At 61.1% G+C, this 19,842-nt stretch carries 25 protein-coding genes; 6 read left to right on the top strand and 19 right to left on the bottom strand.

The features are described from left to right. Window positions 1-127: 127 nt before the first annotated feature. From G0D83_RS16890 to G0D83_RS16825, 14 genes are read right to left on the bottom strand one after another with little or no spacing between them, the layout of a single operon-like run. On the bottom strand, window positions 128-1,153 hold the full coding sequence (locus G0D83_RS16890; protein WP_009574169.1) for a type IV secretion system protein: 1,026 nt from the start codon (window positions 1,151-1,153) through the stop codon (window positions 128-130). Beyond that, window positions 1,153-1,572: a hypothetical protein gene (locus G0D83_RS16885; RefSeq protein WP_078572064.1), complete on the bottom strand. Its 420-nt coding sequence runs from the start codon at window positions 1,570-1,572 to the stop codon at window positions 1,153-1,155. The genes G0D83_RS16890 and G0D83_RS16885 overlap by 1 nt, the downstream gene beginning before the upstream one ends. A 16-nt stretch (window positions 1,573-1,588) precedes the next feature. Next, window positions 1,589-2,623 carry an ATPase, T2SS/T4P/T4SS family gene (locus tag G0D83_RS16880; RefSeq protein WP_090062945.1) on the bottom strand — a complete coding sequence of 345 codons (1,035 nt, stop codon included), beginning with the start codon at window positions 2,621-2,623 and terminating at the stop codon, window positions 1,589-1,591. Between the two features lies 1 nt (window position 2,624). Further along, a complete protein-coding gene (locus G0D83_RS16875; RefSeq protein ID WP_090062942.1) occupies window positions 2,625-3,950 on the bottom strand; it encodes a TrbI/VirB10 family protein in 1,326 nt (441 codons plus the stop codon). Continuing rightward, on the bottom strand, window positions 3,947-4,648 hold the full coding sequence (locus tag G0D83_RS16870; protein ID WP_149884459.1) for a TrbG/VirB9 family P-type conjugative transfer protein: 702 nt from the start codon (window positions 4,646-4,648) through the stop codon (window positions 3,947-3,949). Before G0D83_RS16870 ends, G0D83_RS16875 begins: the two co-directional genes overlap by 4 nt. Then, entirely contained in the window at window positions 4,645-5,292 is a 648-nt protein-coding gene (locus G0D83_RS16865) for a virB8 family protein (RefSeq protein WP_090062939.1), read from the bottom strand. The genes G0D83_RS16870 and G0D83_RS16865 overlap by 4 nt, the downstream gene beginning before the upstream one ends. 14 nt (window positions 5,293-5,306) lie before the next feature. Next, window positions 5,307-6,104 (bottom strand): type IV secretion system protein, encoded by a 798-nt coding sequence (locus tag G0D83_RS16860; protein ID WP_057796681.1) that lies wholly within the window; start codon window positions 6,102-6,104, stop codon window positions 5,307-5,309. Further along, complete coding sequence (locus G0D83_RS16855) at window positions 6,101-7,267, bottom strand: lytic transglycosylase domain-containing protein (RefSeq protein ID WP_090062937.1); 1,167 nt, start codon at window positions 7,265-7,267, stop codon at window positions 6,101-6,103. Before G0D83_RS16855 ends, G0D83_RS16860 begins: the two co-directional genes overlap by 4 nt. A gap of 4 nt (window positions 7,268-7,271) precedes the next feature. Next, the gene (locus tag G0D83_RS16850; RefSeq protein WP_028095514.1) at window positions 7,272-7,487 is read right to left on the bottom strand and encodes a hypothetical protein; all 216 of its coding nucleotides are present in this window, start codon (window positions 7,485-7,487) and stop codon (window positions 7,272-7,274) included. Continuing rightward, the gene (locus G0D83_RS16845) at window positions 7,484-9,868 is read right to left on the bottom strand and encodes a type IV secretion system protein B4 (protein WP_149884460.1); all 2,385 of its coding nucleotides are present in this window, start codon (window positions 9,866-9,868) and stop codon (window positions 7,484-7,486) included. The genes G0D83_RS16850 and G0D83_RS16845 overlap by 4 nt, the downstream gene beginning before the upstream one ends. Beyond that, window positions 9,858-10,136, bottom strand: a complete 279-nt coding sequence (locus tag G0D83_RS16840) for a type IV secretion system protein VirB3 (RefSeq protein ID WP_009574151.1) — start codon at window positions 10,134-10,136, stop codon at window positions 9,858-9,860. Before G0D83_RS16840 ends, G0D83_RS16845 begins: the two co-directional genes overlap by 11 nt. 21 nt (window positions 10,137-10,157) lie before the next feature. Further along, complete coding sequence (locus tag G0D83_RS16835) at window positions 10,158-10,448, bottom strand: TrbC/VirB2 family protein (RefSeq protein WP_054540759.1); 291 nt, start codon at window positions 10,446-10,448, stop codon at window positions 10,158-10,160. Next, the gene (locus G0D83_RS16830; RefSeq protein WP_119400795.1) at window positions 10,445-11,128 is read right to left on the bottom strand and encodes a lytic transglycosylase domain-containing protein; all 684 of its coding nucleotides are present in this window, start codon (window positions 11,126-11,128) and stop codon (window positions 10,445-10,447) included. The genes G0D83_RS16835 and G0D83_RS16830 overlap by 4 nt, the downstream gene beginning before the upstream one ends. Then, entirely contained in the window at window positions 11,085-11,411 is a 327-nt protein-coding gene (locus tag G0D83_RS16825) for a hypothetical protein (protein ID WP_010138156.1), read from the bottom strand. Before G0D83_RS16825 ends, G0D83_RS16830 begins: the two co-directional genes overlap by 44 nt. A 245-nt stretch (window positions 11,412-11,656) precedes the next feature. Here G0D83_RS16825 and G0D83_RS16820 point away from each other — a divergent pair, with 245 nt between their 5' ends. Next, window positions 11,657-11,884 (top strand): hypothetical protein, encoded by a 228-nt coding sequence (locus tag G0D83_RS16820; RefSeq protein ID WP_057796709.1) that lies wholly within the window; start codon window positions 11,657-11,659, stop codon window positions 11,882-11,884. 14 nt (window positions 11,885-11,898) lie between these two features. On the opposite strand, the gene G0D83_RS16815 is transcribed toward G0D83_RS16820, so the two are convergent. Together G0D83_RS16815 and G0D83_RS16810 are read right to left on the bottom strand one after the other, a co-directional pair. Beyond that, the gene (locus G0D83_RS16815) at window positions 11,899-12,219 is read right to left on the bottom strand and encodes a type II toxin-antitoxin system RelE/ParE family toxin (protein ID WP_089849714.1); all 321 of its coding nucleotides are present in this window, start codon (window positions 12,217-12,219) and stop codon (window positions 11,899-11,901) included. 5 nt (window positions 12,220-12,224) lie between these two features. Next, window positions 12,225-12,467 carry a type II toxin-antitoxin system ParD family antitoxin gene (locus tag G0D83_RS16810; protein WP_089849711.1) on the bottom strand — a complete coding sequence of 81 codons (243 nt, stop codon included), beginning with the start codon at window positions 12,465-12,467 and terminating at the stop codon, window positions 12,225-12,227. A 461-nt stretch (window positions 12,468-12,928) separates the two neighbouring features. Between G0D83_RS16810 and G0D83_RS16805 the strand changes: the two genes are divergently transcribed. Continuing rightward, window positions 12,929-13,582, top strand: a complete 654-nt coding sequence (locus tag G0D83_RS16805; RefSeq protein WP_226562355.1) for a hypothetical protein — start codon at window positions 12,929-12,931, stop codon at window positions 13,580-13,582. A 232-nt stretch (window positions 13,583-13,814) separates the two neighbouring features. Next, window positions 13,815-14,657, top strand: a complete 843-nt coding sequence (locus tag G0D83_RS16800; RefSeq protein WP_089849706.1) for a hypothetical protein — start codon at window positions 13,815-13,817, stop codon at window positions 14,655-14,657. Window positions 14,658-14,998: 341 nt separating this feature from the next. Here the strand turns inward: G0D83_RS16800 and G0D83_RS16795 are convergent, their stop codons facing one another. Genes G0D83_RS16795 through G0D83_RS16785 form a run of 3 tightly spaced genes read right to left on the bottom strand, consistent with a single transcriptional unit; the run spans window position 14,999 to window position 18,416 of the window. Next, a complete protein-coding gene (locus G0D83_RS16795) occupies window positions 14,999-15,934 on the bottom strand; it encodes a plasmid partitioning protein RepB C-terminal domain-containing protein (RefSeq protein ID WP_089849704.1) in 936 nt (311 codons plus the stop codon). Further along, window positions 15,931-16,824: a ParB/RepB/Spo0J family partition protein gene (locus tag G0D83_RS16790; RefSeq protein WP_089849702.1), complete on the bottom strand. Its 894-nt coding sequence runs from the start codon at window positions 16,822-16,824 to the stop codon at window positions 15,931-15,933. Before G0D83_RS16790 ends, G0D83_RS16795 begins: the two co-directional genes overlap by 4 nt. After that, window positions 16,818-18,416: a recombinase family protein gene (locus G0D83_RS16785; RefSeq protein WP_226562356.1), complete on the bottom strand. Its 1,599-nt coding sequence runs from the start codon at window positions 18,414-18,416 to the stop codon at window positions 16,818-16,820. The genes G0D83_RS16790 and G0D83_RS16785 overlap by 7 nt, the downstream gene beginning before the upstream one ends. A 103-nt stretch (window positions 18,417-18,519) precedes the next feature. Between G0D83_RS16785 and G0D83_RS16780 the strand changes: the two genes are divergently transcribed. The 3 genes from G0D83_RS16780 to G0D83_RS16770 all read left to right on the top strand — a co-directional run bounded on the left by G0D83_RS16780 (window position 18,520) and on the right by G0D83_RS16770 (window position 19,505). Continuing rightward, the gene (locus G0D83_RS16780; protein ID WP_089849698.1) at window positions 18,520-18,822 is read left to right on the top strand and encodes a helix-turn-helix transcriptional regulator; all 303 of its coding nucleotides are present in this window, start codon (window positions 18,520-18,522) and stop codon (window positions 18,820-18,822) included. A gap of 112 nt (window positions 18,823-18,934) precedes the next feature. Then, a complete protein-coding gene (locus tag G0D83_RS16775) occupies window positions 18,935-19,189 on the top strand; it encodes an addiction module antitoxin (protein WP_089849696.1) in 255 nt (84 codons plus the stop codon). 4 nt (window positions 19,190-19,193) lie between these two features. Next, the gene (locus tag G0D83_RS16770) at window positions 19,194-19,505 is read left to right on the top strand and encodes a type II toxin-antitoxin system RelE/ParE family toxin (protein WP_089849693.1); all 312 of its coding nucleotides are present in this window, start codon (window positions 19,194-19,196) and stop codon (window positions 19,503-19,505) included. Window positions 19,506-19,842 lie beyond the last annotated feature (337 nt).

Genomic DNA, 19,842 nt, shown 5'->3' with positions numbered 1-19,842 from the left:
ACTCGATGCTTAGTCCACCCTGAAGAAGAGGGGGCAACGGACCTTCGTGAACGGCGCAGCGAAAGCCCGAAAAGTCCCGCATTGTGTGAGTTCATGCACAGTGCGGCGAAAGGCTGCTTTCTCCTTTCTACTCTCGCAAACGTTTTGCTCGTTCCGCCATTCTGACCACCTGCGCGCTTGTCGTTGCCGCGGCGCTCCGCACAGCGGCAGGCGTCTGCACCGCGCCTCGTCCGATTACTTCGCTTGTCGTGAGCGCACCGATCCGCGCCCGGCCCTTCACGCCGTCGGTATTGAAGATCCCCCGCATGATCCCGGTCGATCCAGCGACCACAGCGGGCGCTGCGGCTACCATCAGGTTCCCAGAGATCCCCCGCACAATCAGGGGCGTTGCAGCGACGAAGCCCTTGGCTAGGAACACCATGACGAAGAACGGCACGAGCGATCCGATGTTGGTTGCCGAGTTTGGATCACCGAGCTGCGCGAGAAGCGAATTCGCCATGCCGACGACGGTCGAAAACATTGCTGCGATGACGATGGGGTAGAAGGCATAGCTGACCGTCGTCGAGACCCACCTATGGAAGAAATCCTTGGTCGCGTCGAAGAGCGACAGAGCGATCATGATCGGAGCAAGGCCGAGCATGAGGGTCAGCATCATCTTGGCGAATATGAGGACGATGCCGGTCATGAAGCCAAGGAGGCTCAAAAGAATAAGCCCGATGCCGCCTAGGATCGCGCCCGTCATCCAGTTCAAATTGCTGCCGATGGCATTCAGGTACTGGCTGAATTTTTCGATCAGGATGTCGAATTCGCCGGCAAAGTGTGTGGCTCCGGCTCCTCCGCCGCCAACCGAAGACACCAGCGCGCCAGCGACGTAGTCCAAGCCTCCAATGACGGCGTTCGCTACTGCATTGAAGTTTGCCCAGTTGAAGGCGAAGAGCCCTATCAGCATCAGCTTGATCAGGTACCAGAAGAAGCTGGCCCCATCCATGCTGCGGAACTGGAATGCCATGTTGATGCAGACGCCGATTAGCGAAAGCGTGACCATCAGCAGGACGATCGTGCCGGTATTGCTTGCCACGGCCCCGAACTGGGACTCAGCCGCATCGACAAGGAACGCGTCTGCCGTTCCGACCATCCAGCTGACGACGCCCATTACCAGTTGCCTTGAGCTTCGCAGATTGTACGCACGCTCGGCTCGAGTTGCTTCCTTACTTCAATCCAGTCGCGGCGAAACGCTGAATGCTCGGCTTGGCTAAGGCCTGCATACCTTTCATGATACTCGCCATCGGAGCTACCCCAAGCGGGAAAGCGGGTTTCACAGCCGCAGTCGCCAGATTCAGCGATCTCCTCCCAGGCCCGAATTTCGTACAATTCCATCAAAGCTGCTGCCTTGTAGGCTTCCCGCGGATTGATTTCGTCCATCCAGGTCGGGCGCGCCGGACGATCGTTGCAAATCCGGTACTTTTGAGGCGACATATCGACCGTGAGATCGTTTGAGATCGGAGGCGAAGTCTGCGCCACAAGGGGGCCCGCCAAGGCGGCAAGCATGAGTGCGAGAATTGGTTTTCGCATCTGGGGGGTTCCTTTTTTACTCAGCGGCAACGGAGGGGCTCTTGTTGCCTCTGCCGTCGACCGTGTCGAGGTTCAAATCTGTGGTTTGACCCGGGAGGAAGAACTCGGTGATCCCGCGCGCGCCTTCATGGCGGCCTGCCTGAATGATCACGTCGATCGAGCCCTCAATGTAATCGATCATGTCGGCATAGGTCATCGGCACATCGGTTTTCAGGGCGGCGATGGCGAGGCGGCGAACAGCAAGTTGTGGGGTCTCGGCATGCAGCGTAGTCAGCGATCCACCGTGGCCGGTGTTGATTGCCTCGAGAAACGTCATCGCCTCGCGACCGCGGACTTCGCCTAGGACAATCCGGTCGGGTCGCATGCGAAGCGTTGAGGCCAAGAGCACATCGGCACTGCGGGCATCCGTGTCCCGGTCCGCGATCAACGTCACGGCATTGGGCTGCTCGGGGCGCAGCTCGGCCGCCTCCTCGATGGTGATGATCCGCTCTTCGGGCGGAATCAGCGAAAGGATCTTGCGCGCCGCAACCGTCTTGCCGGTCGACGTGCCACCCGAGACGATCATGTTGAGCTTGTTCTCGACGCAAAACCGCAGCGCGGCGCCGATGTCGCCGGATGTCACCACATCGCGCAGTGCGGCGTTACGTTCGCGGCGCAAGCCTTCGAGGCTGCGCTCCTTGCCATAGAGAAATCCGAGCCGGATCGCCTCTAGCGGCAGGGAGGAGAAAAACCGCAGTGATATCGAAAACCCGCCCTCGACTGCCGGCGGCTGGATCACCTGCGCGCGGATCGGGCGATCTCGATATAGGATCGAGACCGAGACGATAGGCTTCTTGGTGCTGAGTGTGGTCGAGGCGGCGGAGGCAATCTGGTTGCCGAGGTCCTTGATCTCGGTTGGGCTCAGCGGGCTGCCGAGACCTCGCATGAAGTGGTCGCCCTGGAATTCGCCCCAGACTTGTCCGTCGGGATTGATGCAGATCTCGATCGTGTCGTCGCGCAGGACCTCGGGGCCGAAACGGTCGAGCGACGCTTCCAGATAACTTGCAGCCATGTCAGAAAATCTCGAGGTCACGATCAACCATGACCGTGATCCGTGTACCCTGATCGACATGTATCACTGGCCGGATCGCCAGATAGTCCTGCATCACGCTTTGCGTGCTATCGCGCAGGTCGCTGCCGACATCACTCGCAACATCGGCCGCCGCCTCGCTGTCGATTTGACCCGCTGCAGCCGCAGGCAAGGCGCCGATCAAGGAGATCAGCGCGGCGGAGCCGAAGCGTTGCGCGAAACGGGTGTCGACAAACCCGGTGGTGCCAGTACGGCCGAGTTCGTCTCCACCGAAGGCGCTGATCTGCACGGTCTGATTATCGGGCAAGATGATCCGATCCCATGCCACCATGACGCGCGATTGGGCAAGTGCGACATCGGAGCGGTAGCGCCCGATCAGCCGCGCGCCGCGCGGGATCAGGATACGCGTTCCATCGAAAGAATGGACGTCTTCCGAGACGATGGCGCGGATCGCGCCGGGCAGTGTGCTGTCGAGGGCCGTCTCTGTCACAGCCTGAATCATGGTGCCTTGAACAACCGTGTTCGATGGGTTCGCGATCACTTCGGCACGTGTCACCTGTGCTGGTTGCGCGCCCGAACGAACAAAGGCTTCATCTGCATTCAGACGCGCGGCTTCCAGCGTATTCTCCCTATCCGCACCCGCGCCCATCCCGGAGAACGCGATCATAGGAGACGCGATGCGCTCTGCGCGGGCCTCAGCTTCGGCTGCGCGCCGCCTTTCGAGTTCGGCCAGCCGCAATTCTTCTTCACTTGGTCCCAATGAGCTCGGCTCTGGTGGTACAAGCCGTGCAAGCTCCAAGTCCATGCGGAGCTGATTCAATTCGCGATCCCGCTCGGTCAGTTGCCGCTCGAGGGCACGCTGCGCCTCGGCGGATGCTTCCTGTAAGGTGGCAATTTGCGCCGTCAGGTCGGCAATAGCCTGCTCCGCCCCGCTATCCGCGGCCTCGGCCGGTCTTGCGCGCAGTTCCTCGAGTTCCGCTCTCAATGTCGCAAGACTTTCCATCAGCGCGAGTTCCGACTCGCTCGGACCTGTGTCCGCAGGCGGGGCTTGGCTGGGCTCCGGGGCAGAAATCAGCGCCAGATCTCCGAATCCGGGGCCGCTGCTCTGGAACTCTTCCGGCGCGGCGGTCGCCATTGGCGCTTCTGCCGACGGCTGCAGGGCAGCCCATGCCAGACCGCCTGCTGCCGCGATGCCGACGACCCCAAGGATCGCGGCAAGCGGCGCAGGCCGCTTGCTTGCCTTCGCTTTGCCTGTCGAGCCTTCGAGAGCCGCGAGGCGCGCGGCGAGGTCTTCCGTACCTTCGGTCATGATGTGGCCTGTCCTGCGTCCTGGACGCAAACCACCTCTTCGCCAAGTCGAAGGACCCATTGTCGGTTGACGCCGGACACGCGGATGACGCCGTCACTCAAGGCTTGGCTGTTCACCGCGCGTTCCCTGCCGTTCGAATAACGGAAGATGGCGGGCACCGGCGCATTCCGTGCGAACCGGAAATACGTGAAGGTACCATCATCCCAGATGGCCGTCGGCGTGAACTCTTCTCGGGCGCTGACCGCATAGTTCGCATTCGGCGCATCGGCCGCAACCGCCCTGGTGGGTTGCACGCGGTTTTCAGGATAGCGGAACTGCACGACATAATGCGGCGTCTCCCGGGCTTCGACGACATGGAAGTAGTAGGAGCGGCGGTTGGTGTAGACGGTGATGTTGGTGGCGACGCCAGATGCTGTCGGCTTAATGGCGAAGGCACGGCCACCCGGGACACCGTCGAATTGAAACCCGACCGTATCGCCGGCGATGATCGAGCGGATGGTTTCACCCTCACCGAATTCGACCGTGGTGACGCGGGTCAGAGTCGTGACGACACGGTAAACTTGGCCTTCAGTCCAGGTCGCTACGCGCACGCGGTTGTCATGAGAACCTGGGCGGGGCGTGGTCTCGGCCAAGGCAGTCGATCCCGCGAACGTGAGAAAACTGGCGGCCAACAAGGTAAAGATTGGAGTGCTAGTCATTCGGAACGGTCCGATCGGATGGCATATTGGGTGACGGTGAAACCGAAAGGGTTTTGCCAGACATCGTCGATCGCGCGGGTCCGCTCGGGCCGGAATTCGAACATCAACGTGGCAGTGAACGATCCATCCTGTACCCCCTGCGGGCTTGTCAGGCGCTTTCTGAGCCGGACCTGGGCGCGGTTATCGCCAATAAGGGTGATCGATGCGATCTCAACGGCCATCTCGGCCGCAGCCCCGTATCGCGTCGGCGGATAGTTCTCCTGACCCGATGTCCACATCTCGCGCATGCTGGCCTCGGCCGACCCGGAAGACTGCGCCAGGACACGGCGGACACGAAGATCGTTGTCGAGCTGGTTGTAGGTTTCGCGGTCGAGAATGTAGCGGTAGATTTGCGCTTCGATCACGGCAGGGCGTTCGGCGAGCGACACGGTTTCAACCGTGGCATTGGGGAGCGCCATCCCGGTCGCGGGATCGTAGGGGACAACCACGGGAGGCGGCGTCTCGACCATCAGCGCGACAGCCGCAGCTGTCAAACAGCCGAATACACCAAAGCCTGCTCCAGAAAGGCCGATCATCCGCCAAAGCTGTTCCCGGCGCAGGGCACCGTAGACAAGTTCCTCTTCCACGAGTTCGCGCGCAGTCATCACCCCTGCCCTACTCATGGCTCAAGGTCCGGCAAGGTGAAGTCCATGTAGCGGCGTTCTTCGGCAACGGTGGCGGCGTCAACCACGCCTGCATTGCCTGCGCCTAGGGTTTGAATCGCTTCCAGCTCCCACATCCGGGTCATAGCGATGGCGAGTTCCGCCGTGACGCGGGTGTTGTGATCCATCGAGGCTTTGAGATCCTCCATGTCCGGGATCATCTCGACCAGACGTTCCACCCGTTCGAGAGACTGTTCCGCCTCTGCGTGGCTGTTCTGCGCCGCTGCCGACATCACAGCACCTGTGGTTGCCCGCGTGGCCACGCCTTCAGCGCCCGGATTGCCGCTGGTGGCGATTTCGCGGAGAGAATCCTCGTCGAACCCGGCACTTGCCAGCGCCTGTTCCATCTGCGTGCGCATGGGCCCGGCATTGGGCCCGATGAGAGCGCTCCAATCGCCCGCCTGGATGCCTCGGATCAGGCCGGGGATGTCTTCGAAGTTGGCCTCAAGCAAGGTGTCGAGGTCCCCGCCCATGGCAAGTCCGAGGATGCTGCGCGGCCCGGTGAGCGAGGCATACATCTCGTTCAGCTGATCGAGTTGGCTTTGCAGCATGTCCAGTTGCTCCAACGCATTGTCCAGAAGATCCGTCTGGATCCCGAAATCCTGCAGCATCTGTTGAAGCTGGCGGATTTCCTGAGCAATGTTCTGAGTGTCCACCGTGGGCACACCCTGTGCCGCGACAGGTCCGGTGACATTGAGGGTGAGCGCGAGAGCAATGCTACCGGCGAAAAGGGAACGGGGCAGGCGCAGGTTCAACGCAAATCCTCCTGACTGAAATCCATGAATTGCCGCTCGGCAGCCTGGGCCGCCGCCAAGGCGATCTGCTCGGCACTGAGTGGCTCGGTTCGGGCGGCCTTGATCCGGGTCCGGATTGCGACCAGCCGGGCCTGTTCGGCCCGGGCATAGGTGTTGAGCGCGATGGCCTCGTGGAGATCCTCGGTCTCGCCAATGCGGGTGATGATGTCCTGCACGCGCAGGGCGGCCGCGCGGACTGAGACCAGCGAGTAGTCGCCATAGACCCCTGCGCCGTGGGCCGAGAGGCTGAAACTCGCATTCGCCAGAAGGACCGGGTCGATGGTGCCGAGCGCATCGATGCCGCCCATGGCCGCGAGGTAGCTGTTGTACTGCTGCGGGATCACCACGACATAGTGCTGGGTTTCCGCGAAAGGCGGCACACCGCCATAATCCTGCACATTGCCAGGACCGGCGTTATAGGCGGCGAGCGCATGGATAATGTTGCCATCGAACATGTTCAGCATTTGTGCGAGGTATCGCGCACCGCCGGTGACCTGCAGATAGGGATCGTCGTAATAGGCCGGGTAGATCCCGAGATCGCCCGCGGTACCGGGCATGATCTGGGTAAGTCCGAAGGCCCCCACGGGTGAGCGTGCCCCGATCTGGAAACGACTTTCCTGCCAGATCAGCGCCTGCAAGAGACAGCGCCATTGCACGAGCGAAAGACCTGCGCGGCCGACCCCGGACAGACTATGGGTGTCGCGTGCTGCGCGGATGATCAGCTCCTCGATCCCCTCCCTGGCATCGCCGAACATCCGCGCTGCCGCTGGATTGGTGTCCTCGGGCGCATAAAGACTGGCGGCCGCGCTTTCGACGTCGTCGACCGCCCCCTGCCCCGCCTCGAGCCCCGCCACGGTTCCGGCCACGTCTCCAGCGCCAAGCGACATGGCATCCATCAGCCCTTCGAGGGAGGCGAGTTGCTGGCGCTCGATTTCGGCCAGTTCCTCCTCTCGGCTTAGCCGGACCTGCTGCAGTGCCAGGTCCCGATCGGTCTGCTCAAGGATGGCCTGCCGCTCTGCGAAGAGGCGCAGATCGAAGGTCGGCACGCCTTGGGCGACCGCTGGCCCCGCCGTGGGACCTGCCAGTGCAAAGCCGATCATCGAGAGAGGAAGCCAGGTCCGCATTGGCTCAGCCGCCCGCCCCCAAGAGGACGAAATCGCAGGCCGTGTCGCGGCGCGTGACCTCCGCCCCCATGGTCGAGATCGTGGCGGTGGCGGTTCCTGCCTGCGCAGGAGCCTCGCGAAAATTGAAGCAGTTGGCTTGCGGGGGGTTATGCTGCGCACAGGCTGTCAGGGTCAGGCCGAGCCCGAGCAGCACTACGCTGCGAATGATGGTACGGGTCATGTCACTCTCCAGAAATCAGGACGTTCGCGATAATCGGCGCCGACAAGCGCTTCGCCCTTCTCCATTCCGCCAAGGATGGTCACGAGCGGGCCGAGCGCGCTGAGATCGGCATCGATCACGACGGAACCACGGTCGTCGCGTACAAGCGCGAGCCGCGAGGCCGAGCCGACGCCAAGAAGCACGTCGAGCTCTTTCTCGGTCAGGCCGAGCATCGCGTAGTCAGCGGCGGAAGCACGAATGTTGGGCAAGAGCACCTGCGTCGGCACCGCTTCCACGATGGTCTTGCCGGTGCGCGTGCGCTCGAGCTGGCTGGCATATTGCGTCATCATCACGACGACGGCGTTCTGCTTGCGGGCGGTCACCAGCCAGTTGCTGAGTCGCTCCGCGAAGTAGGCGTTGTCGAGGGCTTTCCATGCCTCGTCGATGACGATGATGGTGGGCTTGCGGTCCTCGATCACCCGCTCGACCCGGCGGAAGAGGTAGGACAGGACCGCCATGCGTTCCCGCTCGCTCTCGGAATCGAGGATGCCGGTGAGGTCAAAGCCCGCGACGTCTCCATCGATGCTGAAACTGTCCTCGGCATTGGCCCCGAAGATCCAGCCGTAGCGACCCTCGGCCGTCCATTCCTGCATACGCTCGAAGAGATCGCCCTCGTCATCGGTCGAGACCAGCAGCGAGGCGAAATCCGACCAGTTCCGTAGGCCCGCATGTCCTGCGCTCGCGTTCTGGCGTACGACCTCCTGCAGTCGGTTGGTCTGCACCGGGGTCAGAGGCCGATCGCGCCGCTCCAAGAGGCTCGCGAGCCAATCAGCAAGCCATGCCTGGCCCCGCATGTCGATCTCGGTCTGGAGCGGATTGAGGCCCGTGGGGCGCCCCGCCCGCACGGTCGAATAGCTGCCGCCGAGCGCGCGGACGGCCATCTCCATGCCCGCGCGATAATCGAATACGAAGACCCGCGCACCTGCCCGCCGTGCCATGGTCATCAGGAATGCTGCCAGCACGGATTTGCCCGAGCCGGGACGGCCGAGGATCAGCGTGTGGCCACCCGTGGGTTCGCGATCCGGCGCGCCCTGTTCGTGGAAGTTGAAGCGAAAACCACTGCGCTCGGGTGTCGGAAAGAGCGTGATCGGCACGCCCCAGGGGACTTCCCGCCCTGTCTTTCCGAGCGGGGTGCGGTGGAAGGTAGCGAGATCGGCGAAGTTGTGGTTCGTGATTGCGGCCTTGCGGCTGCGCGCCCCTGTGTTCCCGGGATGCTGCGCCATGAAATGCGCCCGCGCCCCGAAGGCCTCCGAGATCAGGTTGATGCCGGAGGTGGCGGAGATGTTGCGGATCTCGGCCGCGATATCGTCAAGCGCCGTCTGGGTGCGGGCATAGACGGCCACGGTCATGTGGTGCTCGCCGAAGATCAGGCGTTTGGATTCCAGATCGTCCTGGCCGAGTTCCAGTTCCTGGGCGAGGCTGACGGCTCCGTCATTGGCGGCCTGCATTAGCCGCAGCTGCCGCTTGATCCGGCCCGCCATGATGTTGGCGTTGATCGGCACAAAAGAGTGCGTGACGACCATGTCGACGGGCAGATTCAACTCGTCGAGCATCAGGCTATCGGTCTTGGCGGGGTAGTTCTTCACCGCAAAGATCGCCCCGAGCTTGTCGCCGACGGCACCGTCCGAGAGTGCGATGGTCGTGCCGCGGAAGGTGACGCGGGTATTGGCCACGTCCTCGGCGATCACGCCAAGGCGCGACCGGGGGAAGAGCGGGTGCTCCTCGCCTGTGTTGAGTGAACCGAAGAAGCCCAGAAGCTCGCCGGTGCTTGCGGCCAGCAGGCGGGGCTTCAGCTCATCGAAGGAGGAAAGGAGAAACCCTACGACCTCATCGAGCTTGCGCAAGCGCCGGGTCGTATCTGCCGCAATCCGCGCGCGGGAAGCCCCAAGTCCGAACGGCAAGCGACTGCCGGTCTCTGGTCGCTTCAGCACCGTCAGGGTCAATGTCTTGTCGCGCAAGCCCGCGCGGCCGAGATGCGCGTGCCATCGTTTGTCGACGGCGGCAGCAAATCCTTCGCCCGGAATGGGCGGCAGGGTCACATCGACCGCTTTCGACACCTTGTGCAGGTAGAAGGAGAACTCGGTCCCCACCTGCGCGACGATGCCTGCCAGGAGCCCGCCGATCCGGTCGAGATGCCCGTCCTCGCTCGTGGTGCTGTTCACCCCCTCGAGGCGGATGCACTGCATCAGTTCGTTGCCGCGTGTCCGGATCGTTCGGTCGGTGACAAGGCTGACGTATGGCAGCATCGACGAGAGCCGCTTCTCGCCCCTGACCCATGCGGGCAACGCAGTCAGCGGATCGAGCGCCTCTGCGACGTCATTGGCGAGTCCATCACGGGGCATAGCTGTCGCCTCCGTGCAGCTTGCGGTTCGTCGTGGGCGGGGTTTCCTGCAGGGTGATCACCAGGACATCGAGGAAGTTCGGATCCCAGTCCGCGGCCTTCCAGAGCGCCGGCCAGGCCAGCCCCGCGAAAACAGCCACCACCCAGCTCTGCACCCAGAGGAACAGAAGCGTCGAGCCGAAGAGCCAGACCATGGCGTACATGATCGGCAAGCCCATCAGCTTGGGTGGCCTGAGAAGGCCGATGAACACGCGGGACTGGTCAGCCATGGCCAAGAACTCCAGGATTGCTCAGGTGGTCCAGATGGCGGCGACGATGGTGGGTGCTGCGGCGATGCCCGCGATTGCAACCACGACCCAGAGCGCCTGACGGAAGTCGAGGATGCCAAAGAGCCAGGAAAGGAACACCCCGATCAGCGCAAGCGTTCCGATCACGATTCCCAAGGGGCCGGTGATCGCATCGACAATTCCTTGAAGCAGGGTCTGTACCGGCGAGAGGTCAATGCTCTGCGCAAGCGCTGGACCCGCCAGCACGATAAGGGCCATCGCGCCGAGCGCGACGATCGAAGGTCTCGATGTCATGAAAGATCTCCTCTGAGCCGCTCAAACACGGCAGTCACACGGGCCACATGCCCTTGGGTTTCTCGAAAAGGCGGGATGCCGCCGTGGCGTGTGACCGCCTCAGGGCCAGCGTTGTACGCCGCAAGGGCCAGAGAGCCCTCACCGAACTGGTCGAGCATCATCAGCAAGTAGCGGGCTGATCCGTCGAGGTTCTGCGCCATGTCATGTGGGTCCACGCCGAGGTCGCGGGCGGTATCCGGCATAAGCTGGCCAAGGCCTATGGCACCGACAGGGCTACGTGCAGCCGGATTGTATGCGCTCTCGACTTCGATATTGGCCCGGTAAAGGAGCGCCCAATCAGTGACTGAAAGCCCTGCGCGACGCAGCGCACCATGCCCGGCATACCGCAGAGCCGTGGTCTCGATCGCATGGAGGATTTCTGGGGTGGCGCGGGCGGCGGATCGAGCCGGGATCGCTGTCTCGCTCGTTGCGTCAGGAACGCGAGGTTCTGCGAAGAGAAAAAGGCGCCCGTTTGCCTCTTGAGAAGTGGAAATCAATTGGCCGTCTGGGCCAACCGAAAAGATGAAACCGTCGGCCAGGGCCGGGGGCGCGGAACAAACGCCTGTACCCAAAGCAACGACGAGCGCAGTCGCGCAGTCAGCTGCCTTTGACCGGAGGCGCGGCGTGGCGTTCGCGGCCACCTTCTTCAAGTGGGATGCTAGCGGTCGTACAGCCCATGTCGGCCAGGAAACTGACAAGGCCAACGATGGTTTTGAAGTCGCGGAGCTTGAGGACGCTTCGGCTGGTGACGAGCATCTTATCGTCACGCCCATCAGTGGCGACGGCGCGGATGACCCACGAGCCGTACCAGCTGTTATGGCGCTTCTCTGCTCTCTCCTTGCAGACCACCTCAATGAGGTAGCCCTCGGCGAGCAAGCCGCGCAGTCCGTCTTCTGTAACCACATTCGGGGCTTCTTCTATCATGGCCTTCCCTTGGGTCCTTGTTCTGCCTGGGTGCAGTATCAGGCCCACGGGGTCGCAACACCGCGAGCGATACAAAACAACATTAATGATAGCAAGACAATAATAACGTGTTGACGAAGTTCGCCTTGCTCCGATAAGGGTGATATCCGACAGAATGATAATCTTAAAGGCGGCAAAGGAGTTTTGCCCTGCGCTTGTTTATTGCGCGCAACGCACCGTTGCTGTTCGCGTTCCTGCTTAGAAGCATGCCGGTAGCCGCAGCTGCGGATTGCATACCACCCGAGCGACCGTTCTTGCCCCAGTCGCAAGAAGACATGCGTGCCTATGCCGATCTGCTGCGTTCTGATTTCGAGGGCTACATCGCCGACATCCAGGAATACTTCCGTTGCCTTGATGCCGAGCGTCAACGCGCGTTTCAGGAGGCACGCGAGGTCAGTGAAGACTATGGGAAACTGGTCGAGCTATTGGAATGAGGAAACGCAAGGGCTTAACCGCCGTCGAGATCCTCGTAGTAGACGAGCGCGGGCATGTTGCGGCGCAGGTGCACGATGCGCAGGATGACTGCCGCCCCGTCCGCCGCATCTAGCCGCTTGTAGAAGATCACGTGACGTTGGCAGTTGACGGACCGCATCCCCGGAACGAAGAGACTCCTGTCCCGACCCCGGTCGGGATCCCCGGTGATCTGCTCGAAGGCGTTGACCAACTGGCGGTAATAGACGAGCCATCGGTCCCTACCCCAAGTTTCGACGGTGTAGGCACGGATCTCTTCAAGGTCGGCCCTGGCCCGACCGGAAAGCCGAATTGTCATGTGGGTCAGCGATCAAACGCATCCGGTTCGAAGGCATGAGCATCGAACTCGGCGAAATCCCCATTTTCGGCCAGGGAGGCTGCTTCCTCTAGGTCGGCCTTGAGGGAATAGAACTGCCGGGCGCCATCCCGCTCCATCAGCATCCTGACGCCGGCGCGCACGACTTCGCTCAAATTGGCGTAGGCGCCGGACTCGATCTGCGCCTGCACATATTTCTGCATCGGTTCGGTCAGGTGGACGTTTGGCATCAGACTCTCCTATCCATGCTCAATCGTATCAGATACTGACATAAATCTTCAAGGTCATGTTCGGTCCCAACATAGGCTCGTTGCTCCACCCCGTCCTTCTGCGCCCGGATTCCCGCCGGGGAACCAGGCGAGACAGTTTTCCGTTCTGCCATTCCTGAGACCATGAGCGCTGCGACTCTCCGTGTGACGGGCTCATGCGGCCTGTTCTTCCATGACCGCTTTCGTGGCCGCATTGAAATGCTATATTTGTATTTTTTTACAGATATTTGAGTGAAAGTTAACATGAAAGAGGTCCGCAATTTTGGCCACTTTCAAGACGCCGAAGCAGCCAGAACCGACGTCAGTTCTTGGAAGCCATCAAGCTAGACAAGCGAACAATCGCACGCAACCATCAATCAAATCTCCTTGCTATCATTAATGTTGTTTCGTATCGCTGCACCATTATAGATGGAGTCGGCATCATGAAGCACGTGATCCACGGCGTGGCAACAGCCACGGCAATAAGCATATCCGGACTAATGGCCTCGTCAGCTCCGGCTCAGGCCTATCAGGTGGATTGTGCGATCCTCCTCTGCCTTGCGGGCGGTTGGCCTGCCTCTGCGCCCTGCGCGCATGCCAGAGCGGTCTTCATTCGGCGGATCACGCCATGGCCGATCGAGCCGCCCTTACAAATCTGGCGGTGCCCAATGGGTGTGTCGTTCAAAGACCCCAGTCCAATGTCGCCTATGGAACGCCTTTATGACATCACGTTCCGCAATCCGCCCGAACCGCAGGCCTCGAATCCAATTCCCCTAGTCCGCGTCCAAGCGGATGAGCAAGCCGACATCGACATTTCGGGCGACGCCTTTGATTTCGTGCGCAGCATTCGCGTCTATCACATCGAGTATAGCCAGTACGAGAACCGAGATGGCACATGTCATCATAGCGATCTCACGCGATTGGGGTCCTACGGCGTGCAGGGCGATTACCGATGGACAAGATCCAACGTTGGCCAAGTGCCGGCCGCAGCTGGCCTGAGCATCCCTGATCGGTGTGGCAGCTATTTATACCGATCCGTCTTCGTCGACTGGCGAGATAACGCAGGCAGCTACGGATTCGAAGAAGTTCACTACTGACAAACCGGCCCGCGCTTCGTCGTTCTTGCCCTGACGACCAAGCGTGGCACCCCTTAACCCCCAAGAAAAGGATACGACGCCAGACCGTGAAGCCTGACGCCGCGCTAGAAAACTCCGTGAACAAGAGTTTCCTAGCGCACCGCTAAAACACCTGCAACCAGCAAAGTTGTTTTGCTGGCAAGAATGTTGTTGTCTCACGACATGGCGTCGGATCTCCAAGGAGACCTCGACTATGGAACCTACGACCGGCCTGATCCTGCGACGGATTACACAGACAAATCTCTCTGTCGCAGCGCACAAGCTTGCCACCCTCATCCTCGACGCCATCGCCTGGAAGGATGGCTACAACGGTTTGTCGCGCGGAACGGCAGCCTTCACCCTCTCGGCCCTGGCGGAGAAGATGGGTGTCTCACGGCAGTATCTTACGGTTCTTCTGAACGAACTTGAGGCTTCGCAGTTGCAGCTCGAGCGGGCGAAGCCGAATGGCAAGTTCGCGCCCTGGATCTTTCGGTTTTCCGCCTTCGACGAGGAGCGTGAAACCCATGATCTCGTGTCAGGTGAAGGCGACACATCACTATCTAGAGATAATAATAACAAAACTATCTTCTCAGGGCTGATCGATATCACCGCGAGTTCGAACGTTTTTCAGACCAGTTGGGCAGAGCTCATCAAAGCAGTGAAGGCCACGTTGCCCTGCTGGAACATCGACACCCAGGTCATCTGGGATCGCTTCCTCGCCTTCAACCGGTCGCGAGGCAACGGCAGGGTGCCGGCCGGCTTCCTGCTTGGCTTCATGCGCCGGTGGCGAAATTCGTCGGGAACTCCAACTCGTCCCGCGGTCAAGCCGCCCGCGAGACCAACAACGGACCCCAAAGAGCGCGAATTGCTGAGACAGATGCAAGCCGCACCAACGGCGAACCGCCAGTTCCACGCGTCCGACTTGTGTCGCTTGATTGGACACGCTGCCTACGAAGCGCGGGTCCTCGATGTGATCCGCAAGTTTGAGTGCCAGAGGTTTTCAGCGACCTTGGCGGTGCACGGACTCGCGGTGCTGGCCGGCGAGATATCGAGATGACTTGCGGGCCCAATCCATTCTGGCCTGCCCTGCATCGCGGCAGACAGGCATTGAGTACCGAAGTGTTGGCCAACCAAAACGTGGTCACTCGCGGGCGCGCCGCCAACCCAACTGGCACCCAATATCCGGTCGAATGCAGCGCGCCCGTCAAACATCGCAGATAGTCATCGCAAAAGAATACCTGCGTGGTCGGCGATATGTCCGCCGACCTTGGTGGGCTCCGAACGGGTTCGCCGCCATCCCCACCTCCGCGCTTGATCCGGCCCACAGTCCGGCGTCTCCCGCGGTCCCCGCGCTTGAACTGGGTCCGGGTCCCCATCGTCAGATTGTTCCAGAATCCCTTAATCGTCCGCCTCGTCGGGCCCTTCCGAAGACGGTTCCGGTCGAGACAGGCCCGCCACGATTCGACCTAACTCGCCGAGGATCTCTCCATGGTTCTTTTCGAGATAGCGATTGATCCGTTCATTCGTGAGCAGCCGTTCGACGTAGCGACCCGCTACCACAAGGCGTAAATGATCGGGGCCAAGCGTCCCCTCGATCAACTTGATGTTCTTCTGCAGGCTGGCCATTTCGGCCTTCATCCGCTCCGCCTGTTCGCGCGTAATGCCAGAGGTTTCTTTTTTCATTTCCGGATCGACAAGGTCTTCGGCATCGGTCGCGGTAAGGATGGCCTCGGTATAGGCCACCGTGTAGTTGTTCGCGGCGATCATAAGTTCCGCCGCTTGAATCTGCCGCAAGGGCTTCATCTTGCGCAGGGACCTGAAACTGTTGACCGGGCAATGCTTGTCCTTCAGGAGTTCAGCAGCCTCGGGGCAGATGCCGTTCAGCAATGTCCGCTTTCGCCGGATCAACGCCACATCCACATTCAGTGCAGCAGCAATACGGGCCTCTGGCACGCCACGCTCAATGGCCCGCAAGATCATCTTGTGTTCCTGAATTGTCGCGAGACGGCTGATGCGCTTGTTGTAGGTGAAAGACTCGTCGTCTGTGGCGACCAGGGAGGTGACGGTTTCCTCGCCCATTTCCTTCAAGACATGCAGACGGACATGACCATCGAGCAGGATGAACGTGCCGTCCTGACCAGGAGCGCGCGCAACCACGAGCGGTTCGATCAAGCCGGCCTCGCGGATCGATGCGGCGATCTGTGCATACTTCTGGCCCTTGGGAACCGTGATCGGCAGTTGCTTCACCGGCAGGATGGTGGCGATCGGGATCTGACGCAGGGTCGGCTCAAATCCTGGCCCCTTGGGCGGGGGCGTTTTGCCCATATGTGTCATGCCCGAGGTTCCTTGAGACCGTCGACCACCATGCTCGGCAGGGAATCCAACCCCTCGGCACGGAGCAAAGTGAGGAAATTCTCATCCTTGAGCAGGGACTGGAACGCTGCGTCGAGGAACAGCAGGTTGCCGCGCGTCGACTGGGCCCTGCGGATCATGTCCTGCTGGCGTTCTGCCTCGATACGATAGGCCCGGACCAGCGCCGCCGATGTCATCCGCACCCCAGATCGTTTTGTGCGTGTGGCACCCTTTTTCTTGCCGTGCCGGTGGCGCAGTTCCACCAGCCGCCGTGCTTCAAGCAGCTTCTTGCCGCGCAATTCACCCGAGGCATAGGCCGCTTCCAGCGCCTTCTGCACATCCTTCTCTTCCGCCCTCGTGATATACAGTGCGACGCTGAGGGGCATCTGACCGGTCTCGACCGCGATCAGCAGTCGTTCCTCGCCGTTGGCGATCAACTCGCCGATTTCGTGAACGTACGACCATGACAATCCGGTTTTCTCGGTGATGTCGTGGTCCGAGTATCCTCGGTCGCGCAGGATGGCGATGTCCTGCAGCAGCTCGAGCGGTCGCTGCTGACGGCGGGCGATATTCTCGATCACGCTACGCAGAAGTCGTTCGACCTCGTTCGCGTCCACGACGATGGCCGGGATGTGGGTTTCGCCCAGTGCAACATAGGCCTCCATCCGCCCCTGACCGCAGACCAGCCGATAGGCATCCCCTGACGCCGTGTCATCCTGCGCGACGGTGATCGGCTTCTTCAGCCCGACCTTGCCGATACTGTCCACCAGCGCACGAAAGGTCTTTTCAGATCGTTCTCGCGGATTTTCCACGGTGATGGCCGCAATGGGGATAATCTGAACCTCGGCGTGGGTTTCGATATCGCTCACCATGGTGTCACCTCGGAAACGGAAACGCGCCGGGCCATGTCGAAGAAAAAGTTCAACGTTTCAAAGCGGAAGGCGTCCAGCATCAGGCCATTCTCCTCTGCAAGCCCCAGAGGTTTGCTCCGCATCTCGAATTGGGGCAGCAGGTAGTAATCGAGCGCGTCAGTGTTCGTGCGGTTCATCCTGATGGCGATGGTGATGTCGGGCGCGAGTCCGGTGTCGAAGCGGATCTTCCAGCGCAGGCCGCCTGAGGAGGTTTCGCGGCAGCGGGCGACGACGACGGATGCCGTGAATTCGCCGTTGATGGTCAGCAGGTCCGTCGCAGGGTTCCTGATCACAGCACCGCCAAGCAGGGTGATTTCGTGGATCACGCGCTCAATCTCGTCGCCGTGAAATTGCCGCAACAGGCGGTTGGCTTCGATGTAGCGATAGTCGCGATCCGGGGTGAACCCGACAAGGGAATAGGCCCTGAGCAGGCTGCCGAAGCGATGGGCATAGGCGCCGCTGGACGGCATGCCATCTGCTTCGTCGATCACCAGCCCGGAAATGTAACCATGACGCTGGAAGAGCCGGGCAAGGCGCTCCAGCATCACCTCATCCGAGAAGCGACGGTTGCGTGCCGCGATGATGGCCTGGGCCTTCTGAAACTGTTTCGGCTCGACGATGGCATCGAAGGCGCCGTCCGAGCGGATCCACATCTCCGGGCCGTTTGCGACCCGCTTTCGCTTCAGCTTGAACGAGCGCCGGTTGTAGACGTTGTTGCCGATGTATTTCTCATTGGTCAGGATCTGATGGACGGTCGCGCGGGTCCAGGCCCGCCCGAGATCGGTGAGGATGCCGCGCGCGTTCAGTTCTGTCGCAATTTCGGTTTCCGACAGGCCCTTCTTCAGAAACTGGCTGTAGATCCAGCGCACCGTCCGGACCTCATCGTCTGGTCCGGGAACCAGGACGACGCGATCCGTCTGAAGGCTCTTGTGCTCACCGCGCTTCAGTTCGGTTTTTACTTCGCCCCGCTCATTGAGCAGGGCGCGACGCAACCCGAAGCCCGCCGGGCCGCCCTGACGATAGCCGAGCTCAATCAGACGGCATTGGCCCGCGAAGACCTTCACTGAAAGCTCACGGCTGTATTCGCCCGCCATTGCCCGCTTGACGCTTTTGACGATGGTAGAGGTCGGAGAACCATCGTTCTCGAATTGCTCGGCGCAATAGGCGACCTGCATTCCCGCCTTTCGGCAGCGATATTCGTAATAGGCAGATTCGTCGGTGTCCTGAAAACGTCCCCAGCGGGTGACGTCATAGACCAGAATCACGCTGAAGTCGGCCACGCCGGATTCGACATCGGCGATCATCTGCTGCAATGCCATCCTGCCGCCGATGATCAGGCCGCTTTTCGCATCATCCGAATAGGTTTTGACAATCCTGATGCCGCGGCGTTCGGCGTATTCGCGGATCGTCTGCGCCTGGTTCTGGGTTGAATACTGTTGATGCTCGGTCGACATCCGGACGTACTCCGCAGCCAGCAGCTGCGCGGACGGCTCGGTTTCTCCTTCGGATAATGGTGCTTTTCCCCGAGCCACGCCCGCCTCCCAAGAAATCATGTGGGCTGCTTCGAGCTGATGGCCCTCTACCGCAGATTGGGCGCAAATACGAACTGCCGCTTTTCATGTCCTTCCCAGAGTATTATCGAAGGAGGACGCAGAGATGCGGACCAAGACGGGCACATTTGTGCCGAAAACGGGCACAAATGTGCACCTTGAAGCCGATGCCGCCGACTACCGGACCGCCATTGCCGCGGCGCTTCGGGACGAACTCGGCTTGACGCATCGAGCAGTCAAGACGGCGATGCGGTGGACGGGCGCCAGCGAGCGAACCGTGAAATACTGGATTGCGGGCGAGCGTGGACCCAGCGGCGAGCATCTGATCGCACTGGCCAGGCACTCGGATATCGTGTTCCACATGGTCTTGCTGCTGGCCGATCGGCACGACGGCGCGGATGCCGAATAAGGTCAAGCCGCCACTGAGGCGGCGGGGAGGCCAAATTGCTCCACCGCCGCCAGACTTGATGTGTAGTGTTTTTTGGTTATATTGAATACGCGCCAAGCATGAGGAGCCTTCCATGTCCCGCACCACGACCATGACCGTCCGTCTGAGCGGTGCGCTCAGCGATTTCGTCGCGGCCAATGTCGGCGAGAACGGCTCCTACGAGAACATCAGCGAATACGTGCGCGACCTGATCCGGCGAGACAAGGAGCGGGCCGAGCAGGAGGCTTTCGACCGGCTGAAGGCCGAGCTGACCCGCGCCTTCGCAGCGCCCGAGACCAGCTACAGGCCGCTGACGGCCGCCGAAGTCATCGCTCGCAACCGGGCCTGACCAGATGGCGATCCGGGTTCAGGAGGCGGCATCACTCCGCCTCGATGACATCTACCGCTATACGCGCGACCGATGGGGCGAGGTCCAGGCGGACCGCTACATCACCGGCATGTTCGAAGCGTTCGAACGGATCGAGGCCCATGGCGTCGCCTCAAAGCTGATCCCGGCAGAGTTCGGCGTCGAAGGGTTCTTCTTTCGGTACGAACACCACATCGTCTATTGGCGCCGACTGTCCGACGGCGATATCGGTATCGTCGCGATCCTGCATGAGCGCATGCATCAGATCGACAGATTCAAGGAAGATTTTCACGGCTGAACGCGCAGGTATCTGCGTCGGCGACGCCCACATAGATCAGCCTGATCGGTTTCCTTTGTTTGCGGAAGATATCTGTTCGCCTCGTGCCGCACGGGTCCGTCATACAAGGCGTTTCGCAGAGACTTTCAGCCAATCCAGCAATTGCGCCACTGCCGGGCGCATGCCATGCCGCCCCAGATGTACGGCGTGGATCACGCTTGGCATGGGCGCCAGATCCAAGTTCAACACATCGAGGCGTCCGATCCCGGTCATGAAGTTCGAGGTGGGGGCGCGAGCCCCCAATCCCGGCCCTTGGTTCCAATTGAGTGGAGACGCCGAGCGCCGGCTGAAAAACTGG

The sequence above is a fragment of the Salipiger sp. PrR003 genome, assembly GCF_010500785.1.
In the GTDB taxonomy this organism is placed as follows: domain Bacteria; phylum Pseudomonadota; class Alphaproteobacteria; order Rhodobacterales; family Rhodobacteraceae; genus Salipiger; species Salipiger pacificus_A.
The sequence above is the reverse complement of the archived record's forward strand: the minus strand, read 5'-3'. Positions and strand labels throughout refer to the sequence as shown.